This window comes from Shewanella sp. (assembly GCF_013214165.1).
Lineage (GTDB): Bacteria > Pseudomonadota > Gammaproteobacteria > Enterobacterales > Shewanellaceae > Shewanella.
On the sequence record NZ_JABSSM010000059.1, the window covers coordinates 1 to 26374 of the forward strand.

Annotated in this window: 23 protein-coding genes and 1 pseudogene; 7 read left to right on the forward strand and 17 right to left on the reverse strand. The window is 44.3% G+C overall.

The window, feature by feature from the left end; translation table 11 throughout:
* Positions 1-74 precede the first annotated feature (74 nt).
* Both HRU42_RS15355 and HRU42_RS15360 read right to left on the reverse strand, forming a co-directional pair.
* A complete protein-coding gene (locus HRU42_RS15355) occupies positions 75-197 on the reverse strand; it encodes a putative transporter small subunit (protein WP_367227191.1) in 123 nt (40 codons plus the stop codon).
* A 9-nt stretch (positions 198-206) separates the two neighbouring features.
* Complete coding sequence (locus tag HRU42_RS15360; protein WP_295032227.1) at positions 207-1844, reverse strand: sodium:solute symporter family protein; 1638 nt, start codon at positions 1842-1844, stop codon at positions 207-209.
* 430 nt (positions 1845-2274) lie between these two features.
* Between HRU42_RS15360 and HRU42_RS15365 the strand changes: the two genes are divergently transcribed.
* On the forward strand, positions 2275-2406 hold the full coding sequence (locus HRU42_RS15365) for a hypothetical protein (protein WP_295032228.1): 132 nt from the start codon (positions 2275-2277) through the stop codon (positions 2404-2406).
* A 118-nt stretch (positions 2407-2524) separates the two neighbouring features.
* Here HRU42_RS15365 and HRU42_RS15370 read toward each other — a convergent pair whose 3' ends face one another.
* From HRU42_RS15370 to HRU42_RS15385, 4 genes are all read right to left on the reverse strand, one after another.
* Positions 2525-2989, reverse strand: coding sequence for a GNAT family N-acetyltransferase (locus tag HRU42_RS15370; RefSeq protein WP_295032230.1), 465 nt, complete (start codon positions 2987-2989; stop codon positions 2525-2527).
* Positions 2990-3142: 153 nt separating this feature from the next.
* The gene (nudC, locus tag HRU42_RS15375) at positions 3143-4045 is read right to left on the reverse strand and encodes an NAD(+) diphosphatase (RefSeq protein ID WP_295032231.1); all 903 of its coding nucleotides are present in this window, start codon (positions 4043-4045) and stop codon (positions 3143-3145) included.
* Entirely contained in the window at positions 4032-4397 is a 366-nt protein-coding gene (locus HRU42_RS15380; RefSeq protein ID WP_295032232.1) for a helix-turn-helix domain-containing protein, read from the reverse strand. The genes nudC and HRU42_RS15380 overlap by 14 nt, the downstream gene beginning before the upstream one ends.
* Before the next feature lie 96 nt (positions 4398-4493).
* Complete coding sequence (locus HRU42_RS15385; protein WP_295032234.1) at positions 4494-6365, reverse strand: methyl-accepting chemotaxis protein; 1872 nt, start codon at positions 6363-6365, stop codon at positions 4494-4496.
* 594 nt (positions 6366-6959) lie between these two features.
* Between HRU42_RS15385 and HRU42_RS15390 the strand changes: the two genes are divergently transcribed.
* A complete protein-coding gene (locus HRU42_RS15390; RefSeq protein ID WP_295032235.1) occupies positions 6960-7565 on the forward strand; it encodes a DUF4879 domain-containing protein in 606 nt (201 codons plus the stop codon).
* A gap of 470 nt (positions 7566-8035) precedes the next feature.
* On the opposite strand, the gene HRU42_RS15395 is transcribed toward HRU42_RS15390, so the two are convergent.
* Together HRU42_RS15395 and HRU42_RS15400 are read right to left on the reverse strand one after the other, a co-directional pair.
* Positions 8036-8194 carry a hypothetical protein gene (locus HRU42_RS15395; protein WP_295032237.1) on the reverse strand — a complete coding sequence of 53 codons (159 nt, stop codon included), beginning with the start codon at positions 8192-8194 and terminating at the stop codon, positions 8036-8038.
* Positions 8195-8395: 201 nt separating this feature from the next.
* Complete coding sequence (locus tag HRU42_RS15400) at positions 8396-9373, reverse strand: transposase (RefSeq protein WP_295032238.1); 978 nt, start codon at positions 9371-9373, stop codon at positions 8396-8398.
* Between the two features lie 119 nt (positions 9374-9492).
* On the opposite strand from HRU42_RS15400, the pseudogene HRU42_RS15405 reads away from it, so the two are divergent.
* Both HRU42_RS15405 and HRU42_RS15410 read left to right on the forward strand, forming a co-directional pair.
* Positions 9493-10158, forward strand: a pseudogene (locus tag HRU42_RS15405) (IS66 family transposase); the annotation flags it as partial.
* A 175-nt stretch (positions 10159-10333) separates the two neighbouring features.
* Positions 10334-10483 (forward strand): hypothetical protein, encoded by a 150-nt coding sequence (locus tag HRU42_RS15410; RefSeq protein WP_295032240.1) that lies wholly within the window; start codon positions 10334-10336, stop codon positions 10481-10483.
* 46 nt (positions 10484-10529) lie between these two features.
* Here the strand turns inward: HRU42_RS15410 and HRU42_RS15415 are convergent, their stop codons facing one another.
* From HRU42_RS15415 to HRU42_RS15450, 8 genes are all read right to left on the reverse strand, one after another.
* A complete protein-coding gene (locus HRU42_RS15415; protein WP_295032241.1) occupies positions 10530-11069 on the reverse strand; it encodes an isochorismatase family protein in 540 nt (179 codons plus the stop codon).
* Positions 11070-11250: 181 nt separating this feature from the next.
* Entirely contained in the window at positions 11251-11826 is a 576-nt protein-coding gene (locus HRU42_RS15420) for a thiol:disulfide interchange protein DsbA/DsbL (protein WP_295032260.1), read from the reverse strand.
* Between the two features lie 166 nt (positions 11827-11992).
* Positions 11993-12868: an SDR family oxidoreductase gene (locus HRU42_RS15425; protein WP_295032242.1), complete on the reverse strand. Its 876-nt coding sequence runs from the start codon at positions 12866-12868 to the stop codon at positions 11993-11995.
* A 66-nt stretch (positions 12869-12934) separates the two neighbouring features.
* Positions 12935-14137, reverse strand: coding sequence for an HD-GYP domain-containing protein (locus tag HRU42_RS15430; RefSeq protein ID WP_295032243.1), 1203 nt, complete (start codon positions 14135-14137; stop codon positions 12935-12937).
* 766 nt (positions 14138-14903) lie between these two features.
* The gene (locus HRU42_RS15435; RefSeq protein WP_295032245.1) at positions 14904-15419 is read right to left on the reverse strand and encodes a DUF2919 domain-containing protein; all 516 of its coding nucleotides are present in this window, start codon (positions 15417-15419) and stop codon (positions 14904-14906) included.
* A 152-nt stretch (positions 15420-15571) separates the two neighbouring features.
* Positions 15572-17623: an NAD-dependent DNA ligase LigA gene (gene ligA / locus HRU42_RS15440; protein WP_295032247.1), complete on the reverse strand. Its 2052-nt coding sequence runs from the start codon at positions 17621-17623 to the stop codon at positions 15572-15574.
* Positions 17624-17695: 72 nt separating this feature from the next.
* The gene (gene zipA, locus HRU42_RS15445; protein ID WP_295032248.1) at positions 17696-18733 is read right to left on the reverse strand and encodes a cell division protein ZipA; all 1038 of its coding nucleotides are present in this window, start codon (positions 18731-18733) and stop codon (positions 17696-17698) included.
* Between the two features lie 22 nt (positions 18734-18755).
* Positions 18756-22166 carry a chromosome segregation protein SMC gene (locus HRU42_RS15450; RefSeq protein ID WP_295032250.1) on the reverse strand — a complete coding sequence of 1137 codons (3411 nt, stop codon included), beginning with the start codon at positions 22164-22166 and terminating at the stop codon, positions 18756-18758.
* A 212-nt stretch (positions 22167-22378) separates the two neighbouring features.
* Between HRU42_RS15450 and cysZ the strand changes: the two genes are divergently transcribed.
* Positions 22379-23155 carry a sulfate transporter CysZ gene (cysZ, locus tag HRU42_RS15455; RefSeq protein WP_295032251.1) on the forward strand — a complete coding sequence of 259 codons (777 nt, stop codon included), beginning with the start codon at positions 22379-22381 and terminating at the stop codon, positions 23153-23155.
* A gap of 242 nt (positions 23156-23397) precedes the next feature.
* On the opposite strand, the gene HRU42_RS15460 is transcribed toward cysZ, so the two are convergent.
* Entirely contained in the window at positions 23398-24357 is a 960-nt protein-coding gene (locus HRU42_RS15460; protein WP_295032253.1) for an integron integrase, read from the reverse strand.
* Between the two features lie 356 nt (positions 24358-24713).
* Between HRU42_RS15460 and HRU42_RS15465 the strand changes: the two genes are divergently transcribed.
* Positions 24714-25448 (forward strand): hypothetical protein, encoded by a 735-nt coding sequence (locus HRU42_RS15465; protein WP_295032255.1) that lies wholly within the window; start codon positions 24714-24716, stop codon positions 25446-25448.
* Positions 25449-25571: 123 nt separating this feature from the next.
* Complete coding sequence (locus HRU42_RS15470) at positions 25572-26252, forward strand: hypothetical protein (protein ID WP_295032256.1); 681 nt, start codon at positions 25572-25574, stop codon at positions 26250-26252.
* The last annotated feature ends 122 nt before the right edge of the window (positions 26253-26374 follow it).

Here is a 26374-nt window from a genome sequence, read left to right on the forward strand (position 1 = left end):
ATTGATTAATCTGCAACACACTACTCAATGTTTTTAGTCATTGAGCAGTGTGAGTCTTGTCTGTCTTTATGTGGTTAAATTATCGAGCGACCTTCGCGCTTGGCTTCAGCCATGTCTTTAATAAACGCTCTGACTATGACAAATAGCACTACCGCTGAAATGACTGGCCATATCAAAATATAGAGGGATAGCATCATGTTGTTCTCCTAGTGTTTATCATCAAAATGTTGCACGCGTTCATGGATCAACGCAAAATCAAAGCGTTCGTTGCTGGTGAGACTCACCGCAGTACAAATCATAGTACTTGCGCCGTAGGCAACCAGAGAGCCAAGCAACACTGTGTAGTCACGTAAGAAATCGTGGAAATAGTACGCGCATAATACACCGACTATTGAACCTGCGATAAGCGCCACTTTACGATTGGTAAAGCCAAAGAACATTAAGCCGATCACAGTACCACCACCGACAGCAGCAATTAACTCTAAGCTAGACGCCCAAATTCCGACCAATGCGATCCATTCAAAACGCACCAAGCAAAATAGAATTAACCCACCAAGCACTGCACTTAAGAAAGCGCGGTTGGTGACTCGGTCCCAATAACAACTCGCAATAACAGGGAAGACAAGCGTACCCCATAATGCACCAACAAATACCAACATGACTAATATGTCGAGCGAGAAACTCGCGAGAATTAAGCCAAGGGCTGTCGCGACAATCATGGTTATACGACCCAGTAGCAGCATCTTTTTATTGTCTATTTTACCCTTGGCTAAGTTTTTAGCGTAGATATCCGTCATGACAATGGCAGAAAGTGCAGAAAGATCTGAATCGGCGGTTGATGACAAAGAGCCAATCACTAAAATAAACAGCATACCGATAGCAAAAGGTGGCAGGTAAGTTGAAGCAACTTGTGGAATAAGGTTGTTAAGGTCTCCATCATGAGGAATCACCCCCATAAACAACGCCATCATGCCTAACATACCTAAACCGATAACGATGGAACCATAGCCTATAGTAGCAGTAATAAATGACGATTTAATCAAGTCTTGGCGTACCGCAAAAAGTCGTTGGGCAATAGTCTGATTACCTATACCGTAAGCAAGCACGGCGACAAAGAAAGGTGCGCCTTGCTCTAAAATTGCTTTAGTTGAGAAAAAGTCGGCTTGTTCGGCTGTGATGATATCGAAGCCTTGTAAGAGTACCTCCGAGCCCCCCATGTTGAAATAAATCCAAGGGATTAATACGATAGCGACGAGCATCATGGCCACCACTTGGACGAAATCGGTTAAGATGGACGCTCTAAAACCTGACCATAAAGTGTAAGATAACACGCCAATACCGGCTATTAATACGCCAACTTCGAACGATAGAGGCGTTAGCACAGAGACCAAGGCGCCCGCGGCGGTGAAATTAACCATCAGGCTGATGACGCTACCCACCAAGTTTGACACGGCTAAGATAAGCTGACTAGACGATCCGTGCCTTGCCTGCATTATTTCAGCTAAGGTGCGTGCCCTAGGGGCGAGTTCTCGGAAGCGTTGTCCGTAGGGATAGATAAACAATATCATTAAGGCTCCCCAAAAGCCGTAGTGCAAAGCACCGGATAAGCCATATTGGTAGCCTGAGCTTGCCGCGCCGTAAAAAGACGCCGCCCAAATCCAGGTGGCTGTCATACTCGCTGCAGCGATGCCGAATCCGACAGCGCCGTTGGCCACCATATAACCATCGACACTGCTAGATTTTTTTGACGCTAAGGTTGAGAAGAGAAAGGTGAGGCCGTAAAAGCCGATTAAGAGTATAAGCGTAGTACTGATTGAGAATTTATAAAACACTGGGTCTTGCATAGTTCTCCTTGGGGTTATAGTTATGGCGATAATTGAAATGCGTAGGATACGAGCAAGGGCATATCCCATATCTTGGATACGTACGTTTGCTATTCACATCAGAAGAATCGCGGGCTTGAGTATACATGACCTAGTGTATAGAAGCTGAAGTTTGAGAAGTATCCACTAACGCGTCTCCCACAGAGCGCTTCATTGAGACCGCTTATGGATAAATCCACTAGGATCATCCTCTCAGGAAGGATGTAAAAAAAATTGGGTGGTCTTGTTGACTAAATTTGCACGTTTGACCCACAAGCCTTCCTGCTTAGCTAAAGGTCCGGCCTACAGGCATGCCTAGACCGCAGATTTAGTTAAGCGCCCATGCACCAGAAAATGTCACGCCAAGCTTACCGGCACAATTGCGCAACCATTACCCAGCATTGGCTGGGTAATGGCACCGCTCCCAACAATTTCACGTCAATTCATGATGTCTATCGAGAGGCAAGGTGACGACCTTTTTAACCTGGGTATTATTGCCAGAGCCGAGAACAAACATGAGTTTAAACATCCACAAGCCACATGAATGTGGTGACGACCTATATTAACGATATGAATATAGAAGGTAGGGTAACGCAAGTGTCAGAATAGTGGGCATCCCTTAAAATAATCCACTCAATCAATATAGGGCGGTAAGCGAGGTGTTAGTTGAATTTTTCCATGACAAAGTTTGTCAACTTTTGCCCTCTAATTTCAACTTCTTGCTCTTGAGCAAGCTTAAAACCAAAATGTTGGTAAAACGGACGGGCCGTAATACTGACTTCGGAGTGAAAACGTGTTATTTCACGCTGAACACCGATACATAAAACGTGATTCATTAACGCTTTACCAACACCTTGTCCTTGATACTCATGATGACAAAAAAAATGGTCAATTAAGCCACTTGGCTGTAAATCTGTATAACCAACAATAATCTTGTCAATAACAGCAACAAATGGGTTCAATCCTGTCATACGCGTTCGCCAAATCGAATCATCGAAAACATCGGGAGCCCACGCCTCTACTTGCGCTTGAGAATAGTCACGGATATTCACATTACGAATAGTGTGGAACTGAATAGCCCATAATGCTTGCGCGTCTGATTCTGTATAGTTTCTAATGGTTATCAAGGTACATCTCCATGGTTCAGCTAACGTCTTATACCATTCCATATGAGTATTTATGTGTTGAGTTCAAAGAAATCCTAGCCAATTAGATTGGTTTAATAATACTGTACTAGGTATCCATACTCTGTTGATCAAATCAATCGTTTGATGCTGGATTCAAGCATCAACCCAGTGTTCCAACAGGTTTCTGGCTATTGCGAGCCTAGGCGGCAACAGGAAATGTTGATCATTGTCACCACTAAGCACTTCTTTTACCTCTGACTTGGTGACCCAAATCGCCTCGTCTAACTCGTTATGGTCTATATTCAAGCTGTCATCTTGTGCCTCTATGTGCACACCTATCATTAGATTGGATGGAAATGGCCAAGGCTGGTCCAATAAATAGTCAGCCTTGATACCTTTGACACCCGCTTCTTCCCATAACTCCCTAAGCGCCGCTTGTTCTATGGTTTCACCGGGTTCCATAAACCCAGCTAAACAGGAAAAAACCCGTTCAGGAAATTGATGCCCCCTGCCCAGCAAGCATTTATCGCCGTAGGTCACCAACATGATCACCACAGGGTCGATACGCGGGAAGTGTTCAGTGGCACAGCTGGGACAATCCCTTCGCCAGCCGCCGTGAGCCACCACGCTCTGAGTACCGCAACAGGCGCAAAAGGCATGGCTTTGATGCCAACATAAGAGGCTGTTTGCCTCAGCCAGCATCCCCAGATCTTTATCCACCAACATTTTATCTACAACAAACGTCCGCAAGGGCACCAGATCATAGGCTTCTGCCAGATCTGCCGGTACTGCTAGGCTAAAGTAGTGACTCTGGTCTTTGCCCCCAAGAAATACACACAAGGTGTCATTGAGTAGGGTGTCTTTTAGTTCATTGGCAGAAAAAAAACAAGCCTGGTGGGTTTTACTGACTAGTACGTTACCCTGACAGAGCAATAGGTACTGGTCGCTATGGCGATTTTTGCCGGTCAATCGAGCAGCCTCAATACCGTCGCGCAAGTGGTCCATCCTGTCCAGTGAGTTAAGGCTAAAAACCGGTTGCACATCAATTGCATTCATTGGTGTCGTCCTTGATCGCTTGATTAAGTTGTGCCGCCCAACGGTCGGAGAACTGACTAAAAGGCTGTAATAACCCGGCTAGCTGTTGTCCCAGTGCTGTCGGTTGATAACCGTCAAGTGCCTTTTCAACCAGTAAACCCTGACGTAATTCCTTAATTCTACAATTGAGTACGGCGGGTGAAATAGACTCGCAACGGAGCTGCAACTCTCGAAAAGTGCAACGGCCTCCTTGGCACAACTGCCACAAAACCCCCATTGACCAAGGACGGCCCAGTAAGTCGAACAAGGCCATGGTCGGCTTGCCGGTTTTTGAACCACGAACAGGTTTACCCGGATATGGAAAATTGCTCATTCGAACCTCTGCTATGTTTTTAATAGCAGAGGATACTTCATTACTCAGGCGCTTGCTATGCTTTTAATAGCAAAAATTAAATGAGACTCGAGTCGGTCACAAGATGAAGGTGGATACCTTCTGGTTGAGATCATAGGCTCGTTCTTTCAGTTTCTTGGCTTGTGCTAAGTCAGCCATGGCCGACACAGTTATCTCATCGGTGACATCCTTAATCGCGACGGTATTTTGGGTGATCTCACTCGTCACTTGGGTCTGCTCTTCGGCAGCCGTAGCGATTTGCCCTGCCATATCTGAAATGGCATTGACCGCCTGAGTGATCTCTTGGAGGGCATTGGCGGCCTCATTAACATCCGCGACACTGTCACTAGCCAATCCTTGGCTACTCTCCATCAAGTTAACCGCCTTCTCCGTCGTGTGTCTTAGGGTTTCAATCGTGGTGTAAATTTCTTGGGTTGAGTCTTGTGTGCGACGAGACAAGACACGTACTTCATCGGCAACGACGGCAAAACCTCTGCCCTGCTCACCCGCTCGAGCCGCCTCGATAGCGGCATTGAGGGCGAGTAAATTCGTTTGTTCTGCGATACCTTGAATAGTCGTTAATATACCTGAGATAGCGTGAGCATGACGACTCAGATCGCCGATCACATAGGTTGCTTGTTCTATCTCAGTGGCTAATGAGTTGATGCTCGTACGAGTCTTGTCCACCAAGCACTTACCTGCTTCGCTGCTGGTTGCCGATTGCTGCGCAGCTGTGGCGGTGTTTTCGGCATTGGCGGCAATTTCATGAGTCGCGCTGGCCATCTCTGTGACGGCTGTAGCGACCATAGTGACTTCTTGTTGTTGACGTTGCAGTTCAGCTACAGCGGCATGATTGGTGACCAAACTTTGCTCCGCATCAGTATCTAGCTCGATGGCTAATTGACGAATATGAGTGATAAGTTGATGTTGGCTACCGACAAAACGGTTGAAACTATCGGCGAGCACCCCGACTTCGTCTTGTGTGTCGACTTCGATGCGCAGGGTTAAGTCACCATCACCATCGGCGATATTAGTCAGTGCTGCTGATACTCGGCTCAATGGCCTTAACAAGATGCTTAATAACCAAGAGATTGCTACCACACTCAATAGTAAAATTAGGCTAGATAAGCCCAGCTGTGTGAGTAATAGTGATGATAACGGGGCTTCTAAGCTCGCCTTATCCAGTACGAAAATCAATTGCCAGTCTGTGTTTGGAATATCTTCGCCCCACACGAGTTTATCTTTACCTTCGCTGTCAAAATATACCGGTAGCAGCATGCCAGTCTTGCGGCTTAAATCGGGTAAGTCACGATGGAGTTCACTGTCGATATCGGCTATGGGTCTCATGCTTTTACTCGGATCCTTGTAGGCGATAACGGTGCCATCCTTATGTAACATGATGGCGTGTCCCTTGGCCGGCAACTTCATCTTATTAACACTGTCGACCAGGCTATCTATGGATAAATCGCCCCCAACCACCCCATTTTTAGTAGGTTGAGCCATGGTGACAACCAAGATATTGTAGGCAACATCGGCATAAGGTTTAGTTAAGATGGGACCACGTTCACTCATGGCTTGTTGATACCAGGGACGGTTGCGGGGATCAAAGCGACTAGCGTCAATACTCGTGTCTGAAAAATATAAGTGCCCAGTCTCAGCACCAAAATAGGTTAATTCAAAATTCCCGGACGTTTGTGCTTGCTGTAGAGCATTAACCAGATCGTCATCTAAGTTGCCAGCGACAGACGCTATGATACCTTGGCGATCCGCTAACCATTCCTGGATCCGTTGAGCCTGTTGCTCACCTAGACGCTGAACTTGCTCAAAACTGCCTTGCATCAGAAGTGATTTTTGACTGGAATAGCTTTGCCATGAGAGCAGGCCTATGATGAGTGAGAGTGCTATCACGACAGAAAGTAATATTTTTTTCTTGAGCGAGTATGAGTTCATTTATGATCTTATTATACAAAGTAGTGACAATAGCGGAGATGTAAGTAGGACAATATTATTTTATAATCTTAGGTAAAATAACATCACAAATTATCTTGCTACCCCATAGTTATTTAAACAACGAAGTTACTGATTTATTATTTCAAAAATCGTTAATTAATCGCGATTATGGACCAATACTTAGGCTAGGTATATTTTATTTACATTTGTTCGCACCCGCACACATTGACTCACACCTAATCACATCGAACAACAATTAGCCAACACCATAGACGTAATGACTTGACTTGCTGAAGAGATATATAGCTTAAATAAATAATACCTCTTGACTAGTTGACTAAGAGTATTATTACATGGCTGCATGTAACAAATAACCAAACACAGACTCGAATTCATCAAATTTATTTTATGACGACAACAAAAACCTAGTTCAGTACATAGATTATTAATTATAAATATCATCAAAAAAACAATTGTCAATTCATTTAAATCACTTGTATTTAATTTATCTTATTGCTATAAGACATGGCAATAAGTATTTCTAACCAATTAGAGATACTAGGACGTTATAAACATGGATTAAGGATATTTGTTATGAAAAAAAGATTTTTAGCGTTAGCAATAATGGCTAGCACTTTTTCGATGCATGCAATGGCTGCTGATATAGAAGCAAATATGGTTAAACAAGTTGTGGAAGTAACCACACCCGCCTTTGCCGACTTTTTAGCCACAAACCCTCTAGATATAGCACAAATCACCTCTGATTTTGTAAACCAAGCGACTAAATCATCTTCTGTCGAGAGTAGTTTTTCAAATTCACATGTGGCGAGTAGTACTGCGAATGGGGTCTCATCTTTTGAGATTGTTGCCGTAGGCTCTTCAAATGTGGGATGGGAAAGTATTAGTGCAACTCAACTGTCAACCAATCTAGACCATAGTGGCTCTGATCTGTATGTGACTGCGATCATGTTAGGAATGGGATATAGTGATGGTGCTACGCTCAATGGGCTAGCGAAACAAGCATTTAAAAATCAAGCACTCTGTGGCGCTGATTTACACGATTGTTTACCTGGCGATACACTTTCAGGTTTCATGTTTTATTTCGATTATAGCGGGCAAGAATCTGGAACATTTAATACCTCTGCACACTCAATAGCCATCCCCTTTGGTTATTGGAGTGATTCTATTTATATTAATTAATAACCCAAGATATAAATATATTGAGCTATTAATTGAAGTTATTGTTGAACATTATTAGTTTGGCCGGCGTGCTGGTGTGATGTCGAACGAGCCATCAAAGCTGTCAGTCACGTCGTACTCCTCTGTGTATCAGAGTAAAATATGACATCAATATTCATTCTAAGCTAAGTCACTTTAGTGCATAATTCAGTAAGTTCGATGGCTAATATCTAACGATTACCCTGTCACCCTACGATAATGAATAAAGCCCGCAGTGAGAATCATGCGGGCTTTATTAGTTCGCTCGCTCTTTAACGTTTATCAGCGCCTTCGAGCGAAAATCGGGCAAAGAAAAATAGAGCCAAGGAAAATAGAGCCAGCCATTATTAATCACAAGGAAAATAGAGCCAGCCATTATTAATCACAAGAAAAATAGCAAGGAAAATAGAGCCAGCCATTATTAATCACAAGAAAAATAGAGCCAGCCATTATTAATCATAGCCAAAGTAAAAATAACTACCTAATCCCAGACATTTAGCGATCACCTGTGCCATCAGCGGCTTGTTGGTAGGACGGTGAAGACTGTCGTCTTTGGGCAGCGACAACTGGGCTATTTTATTTTTGGATTCATCTAAAATCGAGCCAGCCATTATTAATCAATAACATATCGAGCCTATGGCAGGTTTTCAATTATCTAGGTGTCTATAAATCCAATCAAGAAGAACGATTACACCTTTGAAGTCTATAAAATGCTCACAAGGGGGATTTTTCAGAGAAATTGATAAAATTCAGGCAGGACTAGCTCACCTAATTGATAGTGAGCCAGATATTAGACGAAATGATTGAAACTATCAGCTAGCTTGAAAATACTGACAACAGCTAGAGAAATGCCGACGCCGCTTCTCTAAATGTTCACAATAGCAGGTGAGCTCTTGCAAGGTCCCTACTGGACCATGAAAAATCTTGCCAAAATCTGAGGTGATTTTTATCCAATTCTCACTGGAAATATTTAATCTGGCCAGAACCTTTTCGGCATCGGAAGAGACTGCACCGCGTTTGTCATCACGAATGATTCTGCCTGTTTCATCAACCAATTCAAGGTACTCCTTCAGCGCTAAGTTAATCCCTTTTGCTTGATTAAGACGCTCATTCCCAATAAAGGGCATTAGCTTTATAGGTTGCTTCCCATTTAAGGCCGATTTAATTCTAAGCTGAATACTCGTATGGTCTGATTGCTCTGGCGTATTAGCCATTTTTGCGCGAATAGGGTTGAGGTCTACATAAGCCATACAGGCCAGAACCGCTGCCTCATCCAATAACGCCTGACTCTTAAATCGCCCTTCCCAAAAACGACCAGTACAATTATCTTCTTTGTTTGCCATGCGAGCAATGGGTTCGTTTAACGCTCTCATAAACCAAGATATGTCACTGAGTCGACTGCGATATTGCGCAATCGAATGCTTTAAACGTTCAATCTCATGGCTTTCAATCACTTCACCTTTAGCAAATTTCTGGGTAATTTCGGTTCCCATGAATATTTGATGCCAGTGTTCAACCACTTCTCTCTCAGCCCAACTATTAGACTCATAAATATCCACACTAAGAACAACATGTAAGTGGTTTGACATCACCGCATAGGCTGCCACATCTATTGCGAAGACCCCAGCTAATTTCAACAACTGAGATTCAACCCAGCCACGTCGATGGTCATAGTTTCTCCCAGTGAATTTATCATCACCCAGAAGCATGGCCCGTCTAGATACGCGTGAGCAGCAATGGTACATGGGAGTGTCTTCTAAACTAACCTGACTTCTTCTTGGACGCGGCATAACAACCTCTCATTTAAGCTCATCATTTAAGCTCATCATTTAAGCTTAGTAGGAAGCGTGAACATCTGCCGCTGAATGTGGATGGCACCGTTAATTTCTTTGGATGGCACCGTTAATTTCTTTATGACTATCAGGCCAGCCGCGCTGGGCAATGTGCGGTTGATTTTCTTGATGGTTTTAATGGGTATCTGCAAGTGGATGGTTATGCAGGATATGGTAAAACTGAAGCCACACTCGCAGGTTGTTGGGCACATGTTAGGCGAAAATTCAAAGAGGCTGAAATAGCCCAACCCAAAGGCAAAGCTAATTTAGCTCTGAGCCATATCCAGAAACCGTATCGAATAGAGACTTTGAATAAAGATAAACCATTTAAAGTTAAACAGCAGCAACGTCAACTTCACAGCCAACTCTTGCTCGATGAGTTTCAAAAATGGCTGATAAAATCACAGCAACATGTCCCGCCGAAAAGTAGCTTAGGCAAAGCGATAACCTATGCATTAAATCAATGGCCCAAACTGATTAGGTATATCGATGATGGCAGGCTAAACATCGACAACAACCGTGCCGAACGAGCGATTAAGCCGTTTGTTATTGGCCGCAAGAACTGGCTATTTGCAAATGCGGCAAATGGTGCGAATGCCAGTGCCACGCTGTACAGCATGATAGAAACAGCCAAGGCCAATGGCCTGACGCCGTTCGATTATCTGATGCACTGCCTTGAGCAACTGTCACTCAAGCCCGGCAATCTAGATCACTTGCTACCGTGGAATGTCGAATTAGGCTAGGTGCAGTTCGCCGGACGGATACGAATAATCAGCCAACTTTCAGAGCTCGACTTCACTATGACTAGGTTAATGCTTAGCGGCAAGAAAGCTGGTTTACCACTCATTAGGCAGACCGTTAACTTACTTCGAGAAAGGACATAGCATTGAAGTTCGCTGTACGTGAGAAGGCGGGGATGTGACTCGTTATGTTAAGGAAACTGTCGCACTTAGCATCACCCGTATTCTTGCCGATGATGGTGATGGTGATGCAACCGATAATGAAGTTGCCAATGCGGTAGAGATTTTAGAAAAACTTAAAGATTGGACCGAAGAGAACACGCTCTAAAACAATGGTGCACTCACATGCTAGAACCGGCTTCGACATTCACCTACTATTTAATTAAAGTGAGTATTTTTTTAAACTCTACCGCTCGACTATCCTTAACTAATTCATATAAGCACATTTCTAACCCCGAAACATCGACACCTCGATTAACCAGCCTAGTTATCGCTAGGTCTTTATTGGCGAGTGTACGTGAAGAGATGCAATCACAGATTAATTGCACGTTAAAGCCTAATTGTTGCAGATGAGATGCCGTTTGATAAATACAAATATGCGCTTCAATACCACAAATCAGCCAGGTATCTACATTTGCAGTACGTAGCGCTTGCATAAACTGAGGCTGTTCGCAGGCGTCAAAAGTAAACTTGGCAATGGGATATTGGTCTGCTAACAAGGCACTCAGCTCATCGACCGTCGAACCCAGTTTATCTGGATTTTGTTCAAGCCATATTATTGGTAAACCAAGAACTTGGGCGCCTTTAATCAGCTTGGCACAATTTGAAACTACAGCGTCACTATCATGAACTAACCGAGCCAATTTACCCTGTATGTCGGTGATAATGAGACCCGTATTTTCTTTGCTTAACATACCATTCCTCCTTAAGTCTGAACCTCATCTTCCACTAGAGCGCGTAGAATTGATGGGTAACAGCTAAAAAGTGACATTCAATAATCCAACCAGAAGTAACCAAGCCCGCTGTGATAGGTCATCATGTGGGCTTGGTCGTGGCTTAAGCGTTAGCTCGCTAACGCTATTTAACATTTATCAATTAGAGTGCTGACAGGTATTTTACCAGCGATGCCAACTCTTCCGGCGTCCTGGATTTAGAAGCAATAAGATATTTACCATTCACTAACAGTGAAGGTACCCCACGGATCCCCGCTAACTGGGCTTGAGTATCATAGTTAGAGATGGCTAACTTTGCATCGACCGAATTCATCGCTTTTTCCACCGCGTTTGCATCGGCACCCAGCTTAACGAAGAAGTCCTTGAGCTGTTCGGGCCTGGTAAAAGGCCCCTCTTTCTCATGGATACGCTTAAAAAGATTGCCATGAACTTGGCGAGTCATGTTAAATTTCTGCGCCAGATAATAGGCTTCCTGACTTAAGATCCAGCTTGGACGCCCGGCACCTATGGGAGTGCGCTCAAAATCAATGCTATCGCCGAGAAGCTCAACCGTCTCCTCGAAGATGGGGTCTTGGCGATAGCAGTGTGAACAGTTATAGGAGAAAAACTCCCGCACTATCGGTGATTTTGCCTCGGGTATGCCACTCACTTGCACGTAATCTACGCCCTCGACAAAATCTTTGGCTTCGACTCTGTCGCTTATTATTAAACTCGCCATGACGAAAAACAAGGCGGTAAACGACCACTTGATAACACCCATTGCCTCTCCTACTCTTTATGAAAATCAGGTAAAAAATCTAGTTTAAAAGCTATTTATAACATCATTAATAGACAGTAACCATAGCTGATAACGGGTCTCTCACCACAATATGCAGCTAAGCTGATTAGCACTTATCCAACATGTCTAAGGGGGAGTCATGGCGATAATTAAAGCCTAACTCTTTGGTTATCTTACTAGCATCTATGATTTTTGCTACCTGGATGTCTTCGCCGAAAGTCGGTAACTCTAATGACAAGTGCTCGGCTGCCTGGGTATAGAAATCTACTCGGCTGGGATGACCCGGTGCACATAAGTTATAGATGGGCGATATCGTGTCCCTAGACAAAAGACAAGAAACGGCACCAATACAATCATCGAGATGCACCAAGTTTACCGGCGCATCCATCCCAGGTAGGTCTTTCTTTCCGGCGAGGAAACGCCCTGGATGCCTAGCCGGTCCTATCAGCCCAGAAAACCTCAATACACAAGTTGGATAATCTTGTAAAAACAGGCTTTCGGCTTGAAGTAAGATGTTGCTGGATGGCGAGTGAGGGGCTGCATCAGCCTCTGTCATAGGCTCTCCCGTTGCAGGGTAAACCCCAGTGGTGCTGATGAATATGACTCTCTGGTATGCATGCTTGGCCATTAGCGACTTAAGAAACTCGAGTCGATTGAGATAAGCATGGGGGAGCTTTCTTATGGATGGAGGAATATTGATCACTAGGGCATCGGTATGCAGAGACGCTTGCAACTGTGATTGCAAATCAGAGGTTAACTCTAGGCCGTGATGAGAGAAGTTATTAGCTTCGAGACCGTGCCCATTAAACTCATGATTGTCGAGATCTAAGCAAAAACCTTGGATACCATCTCTTTGCAGTTTATTGGCCGCCTCTCTCTCTCTCTTACTGCCACTGACTTGGTAACCCTGTTTAACAAGGTGCTTAGCTAAAGGAAAACCGAACCAACCGCAACCGACAATACTCACTGTGTTAATCTTCAAGCTGTAACCCTATAGTTGAAATCGACTCATCACATTATAGAGTGAACGCTCTCGATGAACGAGTCGTTAGCTAGGCACACTACTGAAATAAAAGCTAATCCCCATGTCGGCCTGCAGCGCTTTCATTGCGCCATCCGATAGGTCTGCAATTTTTAACACTTTCTCGACGAATACTTTTTCCTTGATCAAAAACCGTAATGAAGCTTCGCTGCCATCTGGGTTACAGGACCAAACCTGGGGTTGCCTAACCTCTTTGGTGGTCATCATCACCTTACCCACAGATTGATCAGATAGCTCGACTAGGGTGCCTGGCGGATATATTCCCAATATTTTCACCAATACGGCAATTAAAGCCTCGGAATGTTTTCCGGCGCGATTCTTAAACAAGTAGCCTAAAGCGACTTGAGGCGAGCTAGTATTTTCGCTCCAGAGCTGCCTGTCATAATCATTCGCCAGGCTCACGACTTGAGTCACCATAGGTATCTTGTTGCCTTTGAGGCCATCAGGATAGCCTGTGCCATCGATAAACTCATGATGATGAAGCACAATGTTCAATACCTTTTGATCATATAGCCCAGACTTATTCAACATTTCATAGCCGAAATTAGGGTGTTTTTTCAAAAAGTTAGTTTCATGCTCGTTCAAAGACCCCTTCTTACGGCGAATAAAATCCGGGACCCTTAATTTACCAATATCGTGATACAAACAACCTAAGGCGATATCTCGCATATCAGATTTCGGCATATCCATCGCCTTGGCAATCATCAAGGCAATGACAGCGACCGAGATCCCGTGTTGAGTCACGCTAGCATCCGACTCACCAGCACTCACTAAGGCTAAAAATGGCGTATCGATTTCTAGCATATGGTCCAGCATCTCTTCGACGAGTGTCACCGAACTTCGATAGGCACCTTCTGGATCACTGCTTATTTTACTGAAAGCTGTCCTACTCTCGCTCACACATAGAACAAATCTTTGTTGACTAAGCCGAATCGATTTACGTACAAGCGCCTTAAGATCCACCTCTTTTACAGCTTGTTTAACTTGTTCCTCGACAACCTCTTTAACTTCTTCAGGCAGTAACTCCTGTCCGGATAACAAGATCACATAGGGAACCCCCAGGCTTTTAATCAGCTCTATTTGGGCTTCTTGTTTAATTTCGACACGATTAAACAGGAAAGGATGATTCTTCCACGAGAGAGGTAACTTAACAGTGAGCCCAATTTGTAACTTAGACAGGGGTAAATGTATCTGTTTGGCTTTTGCCACCCAATAAAACTCCTTCACAACGCCTTTCATAGCCAAGTATTCTAGCTAAATGGTCATTTTTATTTTAGTCAATATTAACAAATTAAGTACAATATGCTTATCAAAAAACCACTGAACTTAATGACATTACTATAGAGCAATAACTAAAAACCTTAAGTAATTAATGAAAAATAAGTGTAACAAAATTAAGTAAATCACAGCCAGAGCCAACGTTTGCCCAAAGTTGGAGTAAAGACGAGCTAATGACACCGAGTGACAGCGTTTTATGCTCCTCTTACCGAGTAAATCACGGCTAATGCAATTGGCTAACACTCAAGTAAAGAACAAGATTTTACCTTAGATGACAAATCTCGAAGCTTGAGCAGCTTATGCCAAAAGGTAATAACATATAACAAACAAACACCAAAAGCAGGCAGGCAGACATTGTATACAATATTCTTTATGCTATAGTTAGCTTGTTCTTTAGGAACATGTGAACACCCCGTCACATCGACCCAAAGAGCGTTACTGTCAATTGTCCTTAATGTCAGAGCTGTTATCCAGTCATGCCGTAGATAATAGATTTGCAAAGGTATTTTGTTAACATTCCTGGATCGAGATACAATTTCGTAGTCTGTATTTCTACTCTTACTTAATAGTAAAAGTGAATGATCTTTTGGCGCTGCCCTTGCAGCGCCATTTTTTTGCTTAAATTTTACTAGACTGATTTTATACCAGTCCCATTAAGTAAGTGTGCATTGAGCGTCATAAATTTAATGGAATGGTATTACTTATTGGACGGCTTTTCCACTAATGCTGACTCGTTTGCCTGTTCATCTTCATCCTTGTTCCAATCGGCAAAATAATAGGTTAAGCGTTTAGACTTAAACAGATAGATCAGGCTCCAGAATAACAGTAAGCCATCCAGCCCAGTACTCCAGCTATAGAGATAATGAGAGTTAATCGTTCGCTCGAATAGCAAGGCACCGTCTATGACTAGCAGCAACAACAAGATCCACTTCAGTTGCGCAAACACGGGTCTGAGCCAATGAGGTTTTCGCTTACGCTCGGCGATGACGACACCATAAATGAATAAGGCACCGAATCCCGCCACTAGCGCCATGATGAAATCTGACTTTTGCGGATAGAACATGGCCACTAGGGCAGCTCTGTCACTGGCTTGTGTTAATGAAGCGATGAAGATGCACCAGCCACGAGCGATAAATACCAGTATAAAATAGAGATAAAGAGGTGGCTTAATATGGCCCTTATCATCGAGCCAGGTAATATTACTGAAGTTCACGCTTTGCCTATTATTGTTCTTTTAGAATGTACTAACACTGATATGGTGCCAAATGAGCCATTTTCAATGGTCGGCGGATAAAGCATAAAAACGCCATCAGAGATGGCGTTGGTAATTAAGACTAAGGCTAGTACCTATGGATATAACTGGCATTATTCCCCGGCGAGCACGGCGAGCAAGCCATCCTCGTCCAATATCTTAATGCCTAAGTCCTGCGCCTTGGTCAGTTTAGAACCTGCCGCCTCACCGGCCACTAAACAGTCAGTATTCTTAGACACACTGCCCGCTACCTTAGCACCTAATGCCTGTAACTGAGCCTTGGCATCGTTGCGATTAAGCTGCGTCAGGGTGCCGGTCAATACCCAGGTCTGTCCCTTCAGCGACAACGACTCTTCTGCTACTGCTTCGATAACGGGCCAGTTTACCCCGGCCTCGATAAGGCTATCGACGACCGCTACATTATGAGGCTGAGCGAAGAAGTGAGTTAAATGCTGAGCCACGATAGTACCGACATCATCGACCTTGATAAACTCCTCGGCATTCGCCGCTTTAAGCTTGTCTAAAGTCTTAAAATAATTAGCTAAGTTAGCAGCAGTTGCTTCACCGACTTCCCGGATCCCCAGTGCATAAAGGAAACGAGAAAAAGTGGTCTTCTTGGCGACTTCGATGGCAGCAACCAGGTTAGTTGCCGATTTTAGCCCCATTCTATCAAGCATAGTGATCGCCGATGCCGATAACTTAAACAGATCGGCTGGGCTCTGCACTAATTCTTTATCGATAAGCTGCTCGACAACCTTGTCACCCATACCGTCGATATCTAAGGCTTTACGGGACGCAAAATGCTTAATGGCCTCTTTTCGCTGGGCTGGACAAAACAGTCCACCGGTGCAGCGAGCCACGACTTCACCTTCGATACGCTCGACTAGGCTGTCACACACGGGGCATGTCAGAGGAAATTCAATGTCACTGGCATCATCGGGGCGCTTCTCGGCCACGATAGCCACAATCTGCGGGATCACATCGCCGGCGCGGCGCACGATCACAGTATCTTTAATCTTAACGCCCAATCTGGCGATCTCATCGGCGTTGTGCAACGTCGCATTCGAGACCGTGACTCCGCCGACAAAGATAGGTTTCAGTCTGGCCACAGGAGTCACTGCACCGGTGCGACCAACCTGAAAATCCACCCCTTCGAGTAAGGTCATCTCTTCTTGCGCCGGAAATTTAAATGCGGTGGCCCATCTTGGCGCCTTGGCCACAAAGCCTAACTTGAGTTGCTGAGCAATATTGTCGAGCTTGATCACCACGCCATCAATCTCATAGGCCAATGCACTGCGGCGAGTCATGATATCTGTGTAATAAGCGATAACATCACTGACACTAGCGCATTGCTTGACCTCGGCGCTCACAGGGAAGCCCCAAGATTTAAGTTGCATCAACTGATCGTAATGATGCTCGGCCAATCCCCAAGTTTCAGGCTCAACCACACCTAGGGCGTAGGCATAAAAACCCAGTGAGCGACTGGCGGTGATCTTGCTATCTAATTGGCGCAAACTGCCAGCAGCTGCGTTACGCGGATTGACGAACTCTTTGTCACCTTTTGCCCTGGCTCGCGCATTCAGTGAATCAAATGCTTGCTTGGGCATGATCACTTCTCCACGCACTTCCAATAGCGGTGGAAAGTTATCGCCGCGGAGCTTCATCGGGATAGAGCGAATGGTACGGACATTCTCGGTAATGTCTTCGCCAGTTTTGCCGTCACCTCGTGTCGCCGCGCGCTCAAAGACACCATCACGATATAAGATGCTGACTGCTAGGCCGTCGAGTTTTGGCTCACAACAAAATGTCGGCGCTGTTGCAGTTTTATCATTAATTCGATTATAGAAGGCTTCAAACTCATCATCGCTAAAGACATTGTCTAGGCTGAGCATAGGTTTAAGGTGCGCAATCTGATCGAACTTGGCCAGGGGCACACCACCCACTCTCTGAGTCGGTGAGTCAGGAAAACAGTATTCTGGGTGCTCAGTTTCCAGCACGGTTAACTGTTTGAGCAGACGGTCATACTCGGCATCAGGAATGCTAGGAGCATCATCGACATAATAACGATAGTTATGCCCGTTTAAGGTATCGGTAAGCTCGGCAATCTCTTGGGCGACAGCTTGGCTATTGGCTGCAGTCACATCTTGTATCTTGTCGTTTTGCATAAGTGGGTCCAGATAAGCATGAGAAAGGCCGCAAACGCGGCCTTTCTGAAATCAATGAGTCTGCAGGTGTGTTTAAGGCAATTGCGTTCGAATACGCTGCAGATAGCTTTGTTTAGTCGTCTCGCTCCAGGCATCACGACCACCATCGAGCACTTTCCCACCTAAGTCATCGGCGAGTTGATGCGCAGAATTAAGCATGATCGAGAAGTTCATCAGAGGATCTCCATGACAAGGTAACGTCATAAATAACACCACACCTTGGGTACTGAACTGTTCCATTTCATCCGGATTAAAAATACCAGGTTTTACCATATTCGCCAGCGAGAATAACACCTTACCTGTGCCGGCATTATCTTCATGACGATGGAAAATACTCATGTCACCGAACTTAAAGTTAAGTGTTAACAAACTAGGTAACAAGTCGGTGCCATTTAATAATTCATCTTCTGCCGCGATAACATGCAGCACCAAGACATCCTTGGGCTCGGCTAAGGTGTCTGGCTCGGCAACTTTAGGCTTTATTTTAGCCTGAGGTTTTGGTTTTAGCGCGGACCTGACTCTAGGTTCAGTCACAGGCGTAGCGTAGACAGGAACTGCGGTGTCGACCTTGGCGACTGCATCAACAAGAGAGCTTTGACTCGGCGCAGCTGCCTGTCCGAGCCCGAGTTCCATCTGATTGAGATCGTCACAATCCTGAGCTTGAGCGGATAATACCGGCTCTTGTCGCTGGCGACTCATCTTCTGTTCCGGCTCATCTGACAGTGAAAAATCACTCTCGCTGTCAATAGCCATCTCCACATCAATCAGGCTCTGTGCCTCTGCTGTAGATTTAAATTCAGGCTCACTCCTTACCGAATCGGCATCAAGCGGATCGGTGAGGGCTTCATCGTCTAAATTCAGGTCGCTTTTACAAACCCTGACTTCACCAATACCGTCGACATCGAAACCTTGTGAGTCCCGATTGGCGGATTCATCTTTGTAGAAGCCCGACATGGGGCTATCTTTCAATGATTTAGGTTGCTGCTTTCTAATGGACCAAAAACCATGCACAAGTACGGCGATAATAGCTATTGCGCCTAAAACGAATAATACGAGTTGCAAATTTTCCATTGGGTACCCTGTCTTTCCTATGTTATCCAGCGTCGGCCAGTGCCACCGCTTCATCAATATCTACAGCAACTATGCGTGAAACTCCGGGTTCATGCATAGTGACTCCTATCAGTTGATCGGCCAATTCCATGGTGATCTTGTTATGGCTAATAAAAATAAATTGCACACTCTGAGACATCTCTTTCACTAATCGACAGAATCTATCAACATTGGCGTCATCCAGAGGGGCATCAACTTCATCTAACATACAAAATGGTGCAGGGTTGAGCCTAAAAATCGCAAACACCAATGATAATGCGGTTAACGCTTTTTCTCCACCTGAAAGAAGGTGGATCGTGCTATTCTTTTTACCTGGCGGTCTGGCCATAATAGTCACTCCGGTCTCGAGTAGATCATCATGGGTCAACGCCAGCTCGGCACTGCCGCCGCCGAAGACTTTAGGAAACAACAACCCCAAGTCTTTATTCACCTTATCGAAGGTATCTTTAAAGCGACTCTTGGTTTCCTTATCTATCTTACGGATCGCCTCTTCCAGGCTGCTCAACGCCGAAGTGAGATCAGCATCTTGGCTATCTAAATAATGCTTACGTTCACCTTGCTGTTCATATTCTTCGATAGCGGCCAAGTTGATCGCGCCGAGATGAATAATTTTTGCTCGGATCCTTTCTAACTCTCGTTGACGAGTCTGAGCACTTTTGTTCAGATCCAGCGAAGATTTAACTTGTTTCAACTCAATATCTTGCTCTTTAAGCTGCATCAGTTGGCTATCGGCCTGACCTTTCAAGCCTTCGCGACGTAACTTTAACGTGCTGATAGACTGAGTCAAGTTTTCTGTCTTACCAAGCTGTTGTTTTTTTGTGATCCCAGCGCTATCACTCGATTCTTGCAGTTGAGTCTGCTGTGCACGAAGTAAAGTTAATTCGGCTTGCTTAGTTTGTTGCTGGGCCAGCGCCTGACCTAACTGCTCTTTTAAGGTGCTCAAGCGGCCATCTTCACTGGCCACACTTTGCTCTACAAGTTGATGCTCAAGTGCTGATTGAGCTAAAGTTAGCTCCTCTATACGAGCGCCTTGCTGATCGATAGACTGCTCGTTGAGCGCCAGCTTAGTGGTTAATGTCTGACATATTTGGCTCAACTCACGATCGTCTTGTTGCAGCTGCTGGTATTTATCTTTACAAATACGCGCCGAGTCCATTCGTTCCTCAAGGCCTTGAACTAAGCGAGTTTGCACTCGCTCACCTTGCTCCAGGCTAGATCGCGCCTCATTGAGGCTCGCCTGAATACTCGCCTCCCCCTCTTGCAGCGTCTTAAGCAGCGCTTTTAGGCGAGCAAGTTCAGAATCAAGATGTTCACGGCGACGGTTTCGCTCTTGATTTCTTTGCTTGTCAGCGGCTATCTGCACGCTCAAGCTAGCAATGGATACATTGAGCTGCTGTAGAGTCTCGATACCCGATGACAGATCTATTTTTAGCGGCTTGATTTGGGCCTCTAATTCATGGCCCTGACGGTTAAGATCATTGAGTAAGGTCTCGCAATCATCAATGCTGACTTCTAACGATTCTTGCTCACACTTAAGTTGGACCAGGGAGCCTGAATCTGTGCCCTTCTTGATCACGAAGCCTCTGCCTAACAGATAGCCATCCGCGGTCACTATGCGTTGGTGCTCACTTATCCCACCAACCTGCTCTTTAGCCTGCTCCAGACTATCGGCCCATTGAACCTGACTCAACCAAGGCGAGAGATTCGCATTACTGCTCACCCCAGGCCACTCTTGATGTTTGAGCCCCTCGAAGCCAAGTTCACCTTGATCCACACCGGCAGGCATTTTCAGTAAGCCGTCAAATATCAGCTCTACCGCTTTCTCCCAACCAGGTTGAACATCGATAAGCTGCCATAGGGCTTTAGCGCCTTCTTGACTCTCGTCATCGGGCAGTAACTTAGTGACTAGAGCCAAACGCCCCCGCTCTTCGGCGAGAGATTGACCCAGGGCCTCTTGCTTAGCCTTGAGGTTAATTTGGGCTTGTAGCAGTTCGCTTAGTTGGTCGCCATGCTCATCATTGATCTCGCCTCGCTCCATGGCCTCACTCTGCCATTGCGTCAGCCGGGAAAGATTATCTTGCTCAATCTTGGCCGCTGCTTGTTCGAGGAGCTCGGCAGCTTCTTGCTCTATTCTGGCAAGTTGAGCCCTTGTCTGCTCCAACATGACGCCTTGATGTGACAACTTGCCCCTTGAGACTTCATGGGCCAGACGATAAGAAGATACTTTTTCTTTGTGTTCGGATAATTTAGCTCTTGATTCACTCGCCTTAAGCTCATGTTCACTCAAGTCGGCACTGACACGTATCAAGGATGAATGTGCCTGTTCAAATTGCGGCTGTTTGAGGGCCAAATCGGTCCTCAACGCTTGCTGAGTCGCTTCAGCCGCAGATAATTTATCTTTATGTTGCTTAATTTTCTGCACGATAGTCGAAATACGTTGCTCGACATGTGAGTCTTGCTGCTGACGGTGCTTAAGATCTTGCTCCAGTTTCGCTATCTGGGTACCGGAGAGATAAAAAGACTCGACGCGTTTTTGCTCTTCACCATCGAGTTCCACCAACTGCACATTGAGCCGGGTCAACTCGAGCTCGGTGCGCTCCTTCTCGGCCTCGACTTCCGCCTTGGCTAACTCGAGACGATTCACATCCAGAGTCAACCTCTCAGTTTGATCGGTTAACTCTAGGTAGCGACTGACCAACAGCTCTGAGTCTAACTGGCGCTCAGATTGCTTCAGCTCACGATATTGCTTCGCCGCCGTGGCTTGCTCAGCTAATTTATCCAACTGGCGACCCAGCTCAGTGCGGATATCACCGAGACGCTCTAAGTTCTCTCTGGTATGACGGATGCGAGTTTCAGTTTCACGTCGACGTTCTTTATAACGAGATATCCCCGCCGCTTCTTCGATAAACACTCTCAACTCTTGAGGCTTAGACTCGATTAATCTTGATATGGTCCCCTGCTCGATAATGGCATAGCTTCTCGGACCAAGACCCGTGCCCATAAAGAGATCGGTAATGTCTTTACGACGACACTTTTGACCATTTAAGAAGTAATTAGAGTCTCCGTCACGGCTGACCTGACGTTTAACCACAATTTCCTGATAACTGGAATACTCGCCCGTTAATCTGCCATCTAGGTTCTCGAAGTTCAGCTCGACACTGGCCACAGAAACAGGACGGCGAGCCGTCGAGCCATTGAAGATAACATCGGCCATGGAGTCACCACGCAGATGTTTAGCCGAGCTTTCGCCCAACACCCAACGTACGGCATCTATGATATTAGATTTACCACAACCATTGGGGCCTATGATGGCGCTTAAGGGATTGAGAAAGGGGATCTTAGTTGAATCGACAAACGACTTAAATCCAGCAAGTTTTATCTGTTTGAGTCTCATGGTGCCAGTTAGGTCGTTTCCGGTAAGAATAAACTATATTTAATTTTACCGAACAGAGCTTATTTAGAGTTGATTTTCTGCGGCTACTCTACCAAAACGGGCAGGTTTTTGTCACGTTTTTATTGGGTCAGATTGGTATTACTACTTGTCATCATCATGCGGGTGGAACACAATCTGGATAAGTTTACATAGAATGGTGATCGAATCTATTTATGAACCCCAAAACAAACCCAACAACACGCAAGAGCGGAGTGAATTACTTCCTCGATGGATTCAGTCTGATCAAGACTAAAGGACTGAGACGCTTTGTGTTTATTCCCTTGATGATCAACCTGGTTATCTTTGCCAGCGTCATCTATTTTGCCATAGGCCAGTTAGAAGGCGCCTTCGCCTGGCTAACGGGCCAGCTCCCTGAGTACCTTAGCTGGCTCAACTTTATCCTCTGGCCTCTGGCCGTGATCACCCTACTGGTGGTGCTGTCTTTTCTGTTTAGCTCGGTGATGAACTGGATTGCCGCGCCTTTTAATGGCTTACTCGCCGAAAAGGTCGAGCAATACCTCACAGGTAAAGATCTCAATACCGGCACCACGGTAGACCTCATCAAGGATCTGCCACGGATATTGGGCCGGGAATGGATAAAGCTTAAATATTACCTGCCCAGGGCCATCATCTGCCTGATCTTGTTCTGGGTCCCCTTTGTCGGTCAAACCTTTGCTCCCATCATCTGGTTCCTGTTTAGTGCCTGGATGATGGCGATACAATACTGTGATTATCCCTTCGATAACCATAAGGTGCCCTTCCCCGACATGAAATTTGCCCTCAAGCAGACCAAGGGAACGAGTTTCAGTTTCGGCGCCGCCGTGACCCTGTTTTCGATGATCCCCATAGTGAACTTTATCGTGATGCCAGTGGCCATCTGTGGCGCGACAGCCATGTGGGTGGATAAATATCGCGCAGCCTATAAACACCCAGAAATAGCACCGGAATAACGTCTCCGGTTACGTTTTTATTTGGGGATTAGTTTTATTTGGCTGAGTGAGATCTGGAATATCGCAGGCCCTATGGGTCAGATTCACCAACTCCCTGGTGACATGGAGTCATAGAACGGCCATGTCATCGAAGCTTACTGCCGCATCTACACTGGGTTATTCAAAAGAAGGTTATTTATTTAACCTTACCTGTAAACAATTTTGAATCATTAGACCGACCTAATTCGCTACGCCCCCTTTGTTCAAAGGCTATCAAGAGGGCTTACGACCCCTGTATAATGACCACCTATCACATGAGTATATATTTCAGTAGTTTTGACATCACTGTGTCCCAATAACTCTTGGATGGTACGAATGTCATGGCCTTTGAGTAATAAAGACGTTGCAAATGAATGGCGAAAAGTATGAGCGGTAACGCGCTTAACTACATTACTGTTGATGGTAGCTTGTCTTAATGCACGTGAAAAAGCCGTTGGATGAATATGGTGTCTGCATACATAATTATCGCTTGGGTGTATACAACGGCGACTAGCAGGAAAGATATATTGCCAATGAAACTTAGAGGCGTTACTGCGGTATTTTCTGATGAGAGATATGGGTAATGAGGCTAGACCAAAGCCATCAGCAAGATCCGCCTCGTGGATTTTTTTTACATGTATCATTTGTGATTTGAGACCATCAATCAACTGATTAGGTAGCATGCAAACTCGATCTTTTTGTCCTTTCCCTTGGCACACAAAGATAGATTTAATGGATAAATCAATATCTTTTATTCTCAGGTTTAATGCTTCCTTCAATCTTAACCCTGAACCAAATAGGATTGCACCAATTAAATAATGGTAGCCAGAGAGGTGGTTGATGATCAGTTTTGCTTCTTGGTTAGATAATACTTGCGGTATTCGTTTAGGTGCTTTTGCATAGGGAAATTGCAACTTATTGGGCTCGATTTTTAACACATAGCGACAAGCAAACACAATGGCACATAGGGCCTGTTTCTGAGTGCTCGCCGAAACTTTGCACTGTACTGCTAAGAAGCAGAGAAAGTGTTCAATCAAAGCAGGGGTGATATCAGCACCATGACGAATATTACAGTGTCGAATGAAATAACGATTCCAATAGAGGTAAGATTTTTCTGTTTGATAGCTGTAATGACGTACCCTGATCTCGGTCCGTATAGCCTCCAGATATGTTAACTTCTCCATAGTCGTCACCTCATTAGTTTACTGTGTTTATATACAGGTATAACTGGGATTGAGATAATTGCTATAAAAAAGATGCATAAATCGCTGGGTTAATGCATCGATAACACGAATGTGAAAATATTAATCAAATCTTATCAATAGGTTATAATGTGGTAAAAAGCGTTATGCAGACCTCGTAAACACCCGCGCATCTTTTTTATCTGATTATTTACGCTATTATATCTGTGAGTTATGAAAATAATACATTTACAACAACCACTTAGCGGTGATAGGCTGGCAGAAAAGTTAATAAACAGACAGGAACGTTATCCTGCTGCTAATCAATAAGCTGTTAGCACTACTACGGGGTTTAGAGTTTGATTCTCAATAAATTGAAATGGATTTCGGTCTTCTTTATTTTAGTTTTTTCTGGTTATTGGTCTATTTTAGAGTTTCCATCTTTTTTGTATTCTCATAAGTACATTAATAAAAATTTAGTTATTCATAGTGATGAAGTTCTTCCACAAAATATAAAATCAATTACTGATGAAGTCCTCATGCGTTTAAAAAAATCTGAATTATATATCCCTAATAAAACGTATAATGTTTATATCCCAACCGATTATTGGCGTTGGGGACTTGTTTCAATGCCCATTGGGTATCAACATGTGGGTGCTTTCTGTATTGGATATAACCATAATGTTTTTTTTCGTCCATCTGTGATCGCTGAAAATAGAATAATTCCACCTTGGGGTGAGCTGGCTGATTCTAAAGAGCGAGATTTAGTTTATTTCATCACTCATGAGCTTGGACATGCCATGATCTTTGACCGAGTCGGGGTTATTTCAAATTTCACGGAATTACCTCAATGGATGCAAGAGGGCTATCCAGACTATATAGCCAAGGAATCATTCGATTTCGAAGATAATTTACAACAATTTAAAAATAATGAATGGCGGTTAACTGAAGAATCAGGGTTGTATGTTCAATATCACTTATTTGTCTCGTTACTTATTGATAAGAAAGGCTACAAACTTGAAGAACTTTTGAAAAACGCTCCTTCTAAAACCGAAGTAATCAAAATATTAGAATCTTATAGTGTTAAAAAGTAGTGCTAACAAGTCACTCAAAAGGACAAATAACAGTTGGCTATTTACTCCTTCGTCGTCTATTTTAGCCAACCATTATTTGCCTCTTAGTGAGGCGTTATGAGTTTTCGTATATATGGAGTTAATTTGGATTTTAGAGATAAAGCTTTAGAAGCAGCTGAGTACAAATGCTATAAGTGTGGAAGTGATGTTAACGAAAAAACCGCGATGTATTCATACGCTAAAGGAAAGCAGGAAAGTGTAGATACCATTCAGGTTTCATGCCCTAAATGTGAATTATTAAAAGTCGAGAATTTATTCTCATCTTTCACAAGCCCTGCAGCTGAGTCAGCAGCGAAGCTTTGGTTACATTCATATATTAAGTCGCCATTATTTACTGTGTTAATTTCGCTAGTGATTGGTTTAGCTTCAAGTTTTGGTGTGAATCAGTTAAGTAAATATCTTGATGCTTCGCATCAGGTTCAACCCGTAAGCTTAGACTTTAAGGAACAATTAGAACAATTGGATGTTACCGAGGATAGTCTAAAAACCTTACTTACGTTTGTGCAATCTCAAAAAGAAATAACGGCACTAAACGAGCAAAGAATTCAGCAATTAGAACATGAAAAAGCAAGATTGGAGCCTTTAGTAAAAGCAGATAAAGCAACTGTTGTAGCATTATTTGCCGAGCAGGAGTCTAGAGCATCTGCAAATACAAGCAAAGAACGTTGGTTTGGTTTTGGTTTCGGTATTGTTGCATCAATTGTCGCATCGTTCTTAATCGCTATTGGTAAAAACATCTTGATATCACGGCGAAGAAACTCATAACTAATAAGGATAGGCCGCGCGCAGCCGCGTCCTTATCCCAAGTGTTGAACAAGCCCGAGGTTTGGTAATACTCTTTATTAAGTAAATAGCAGATCGAAAATTTGATCTATTTGAGGTAAAAA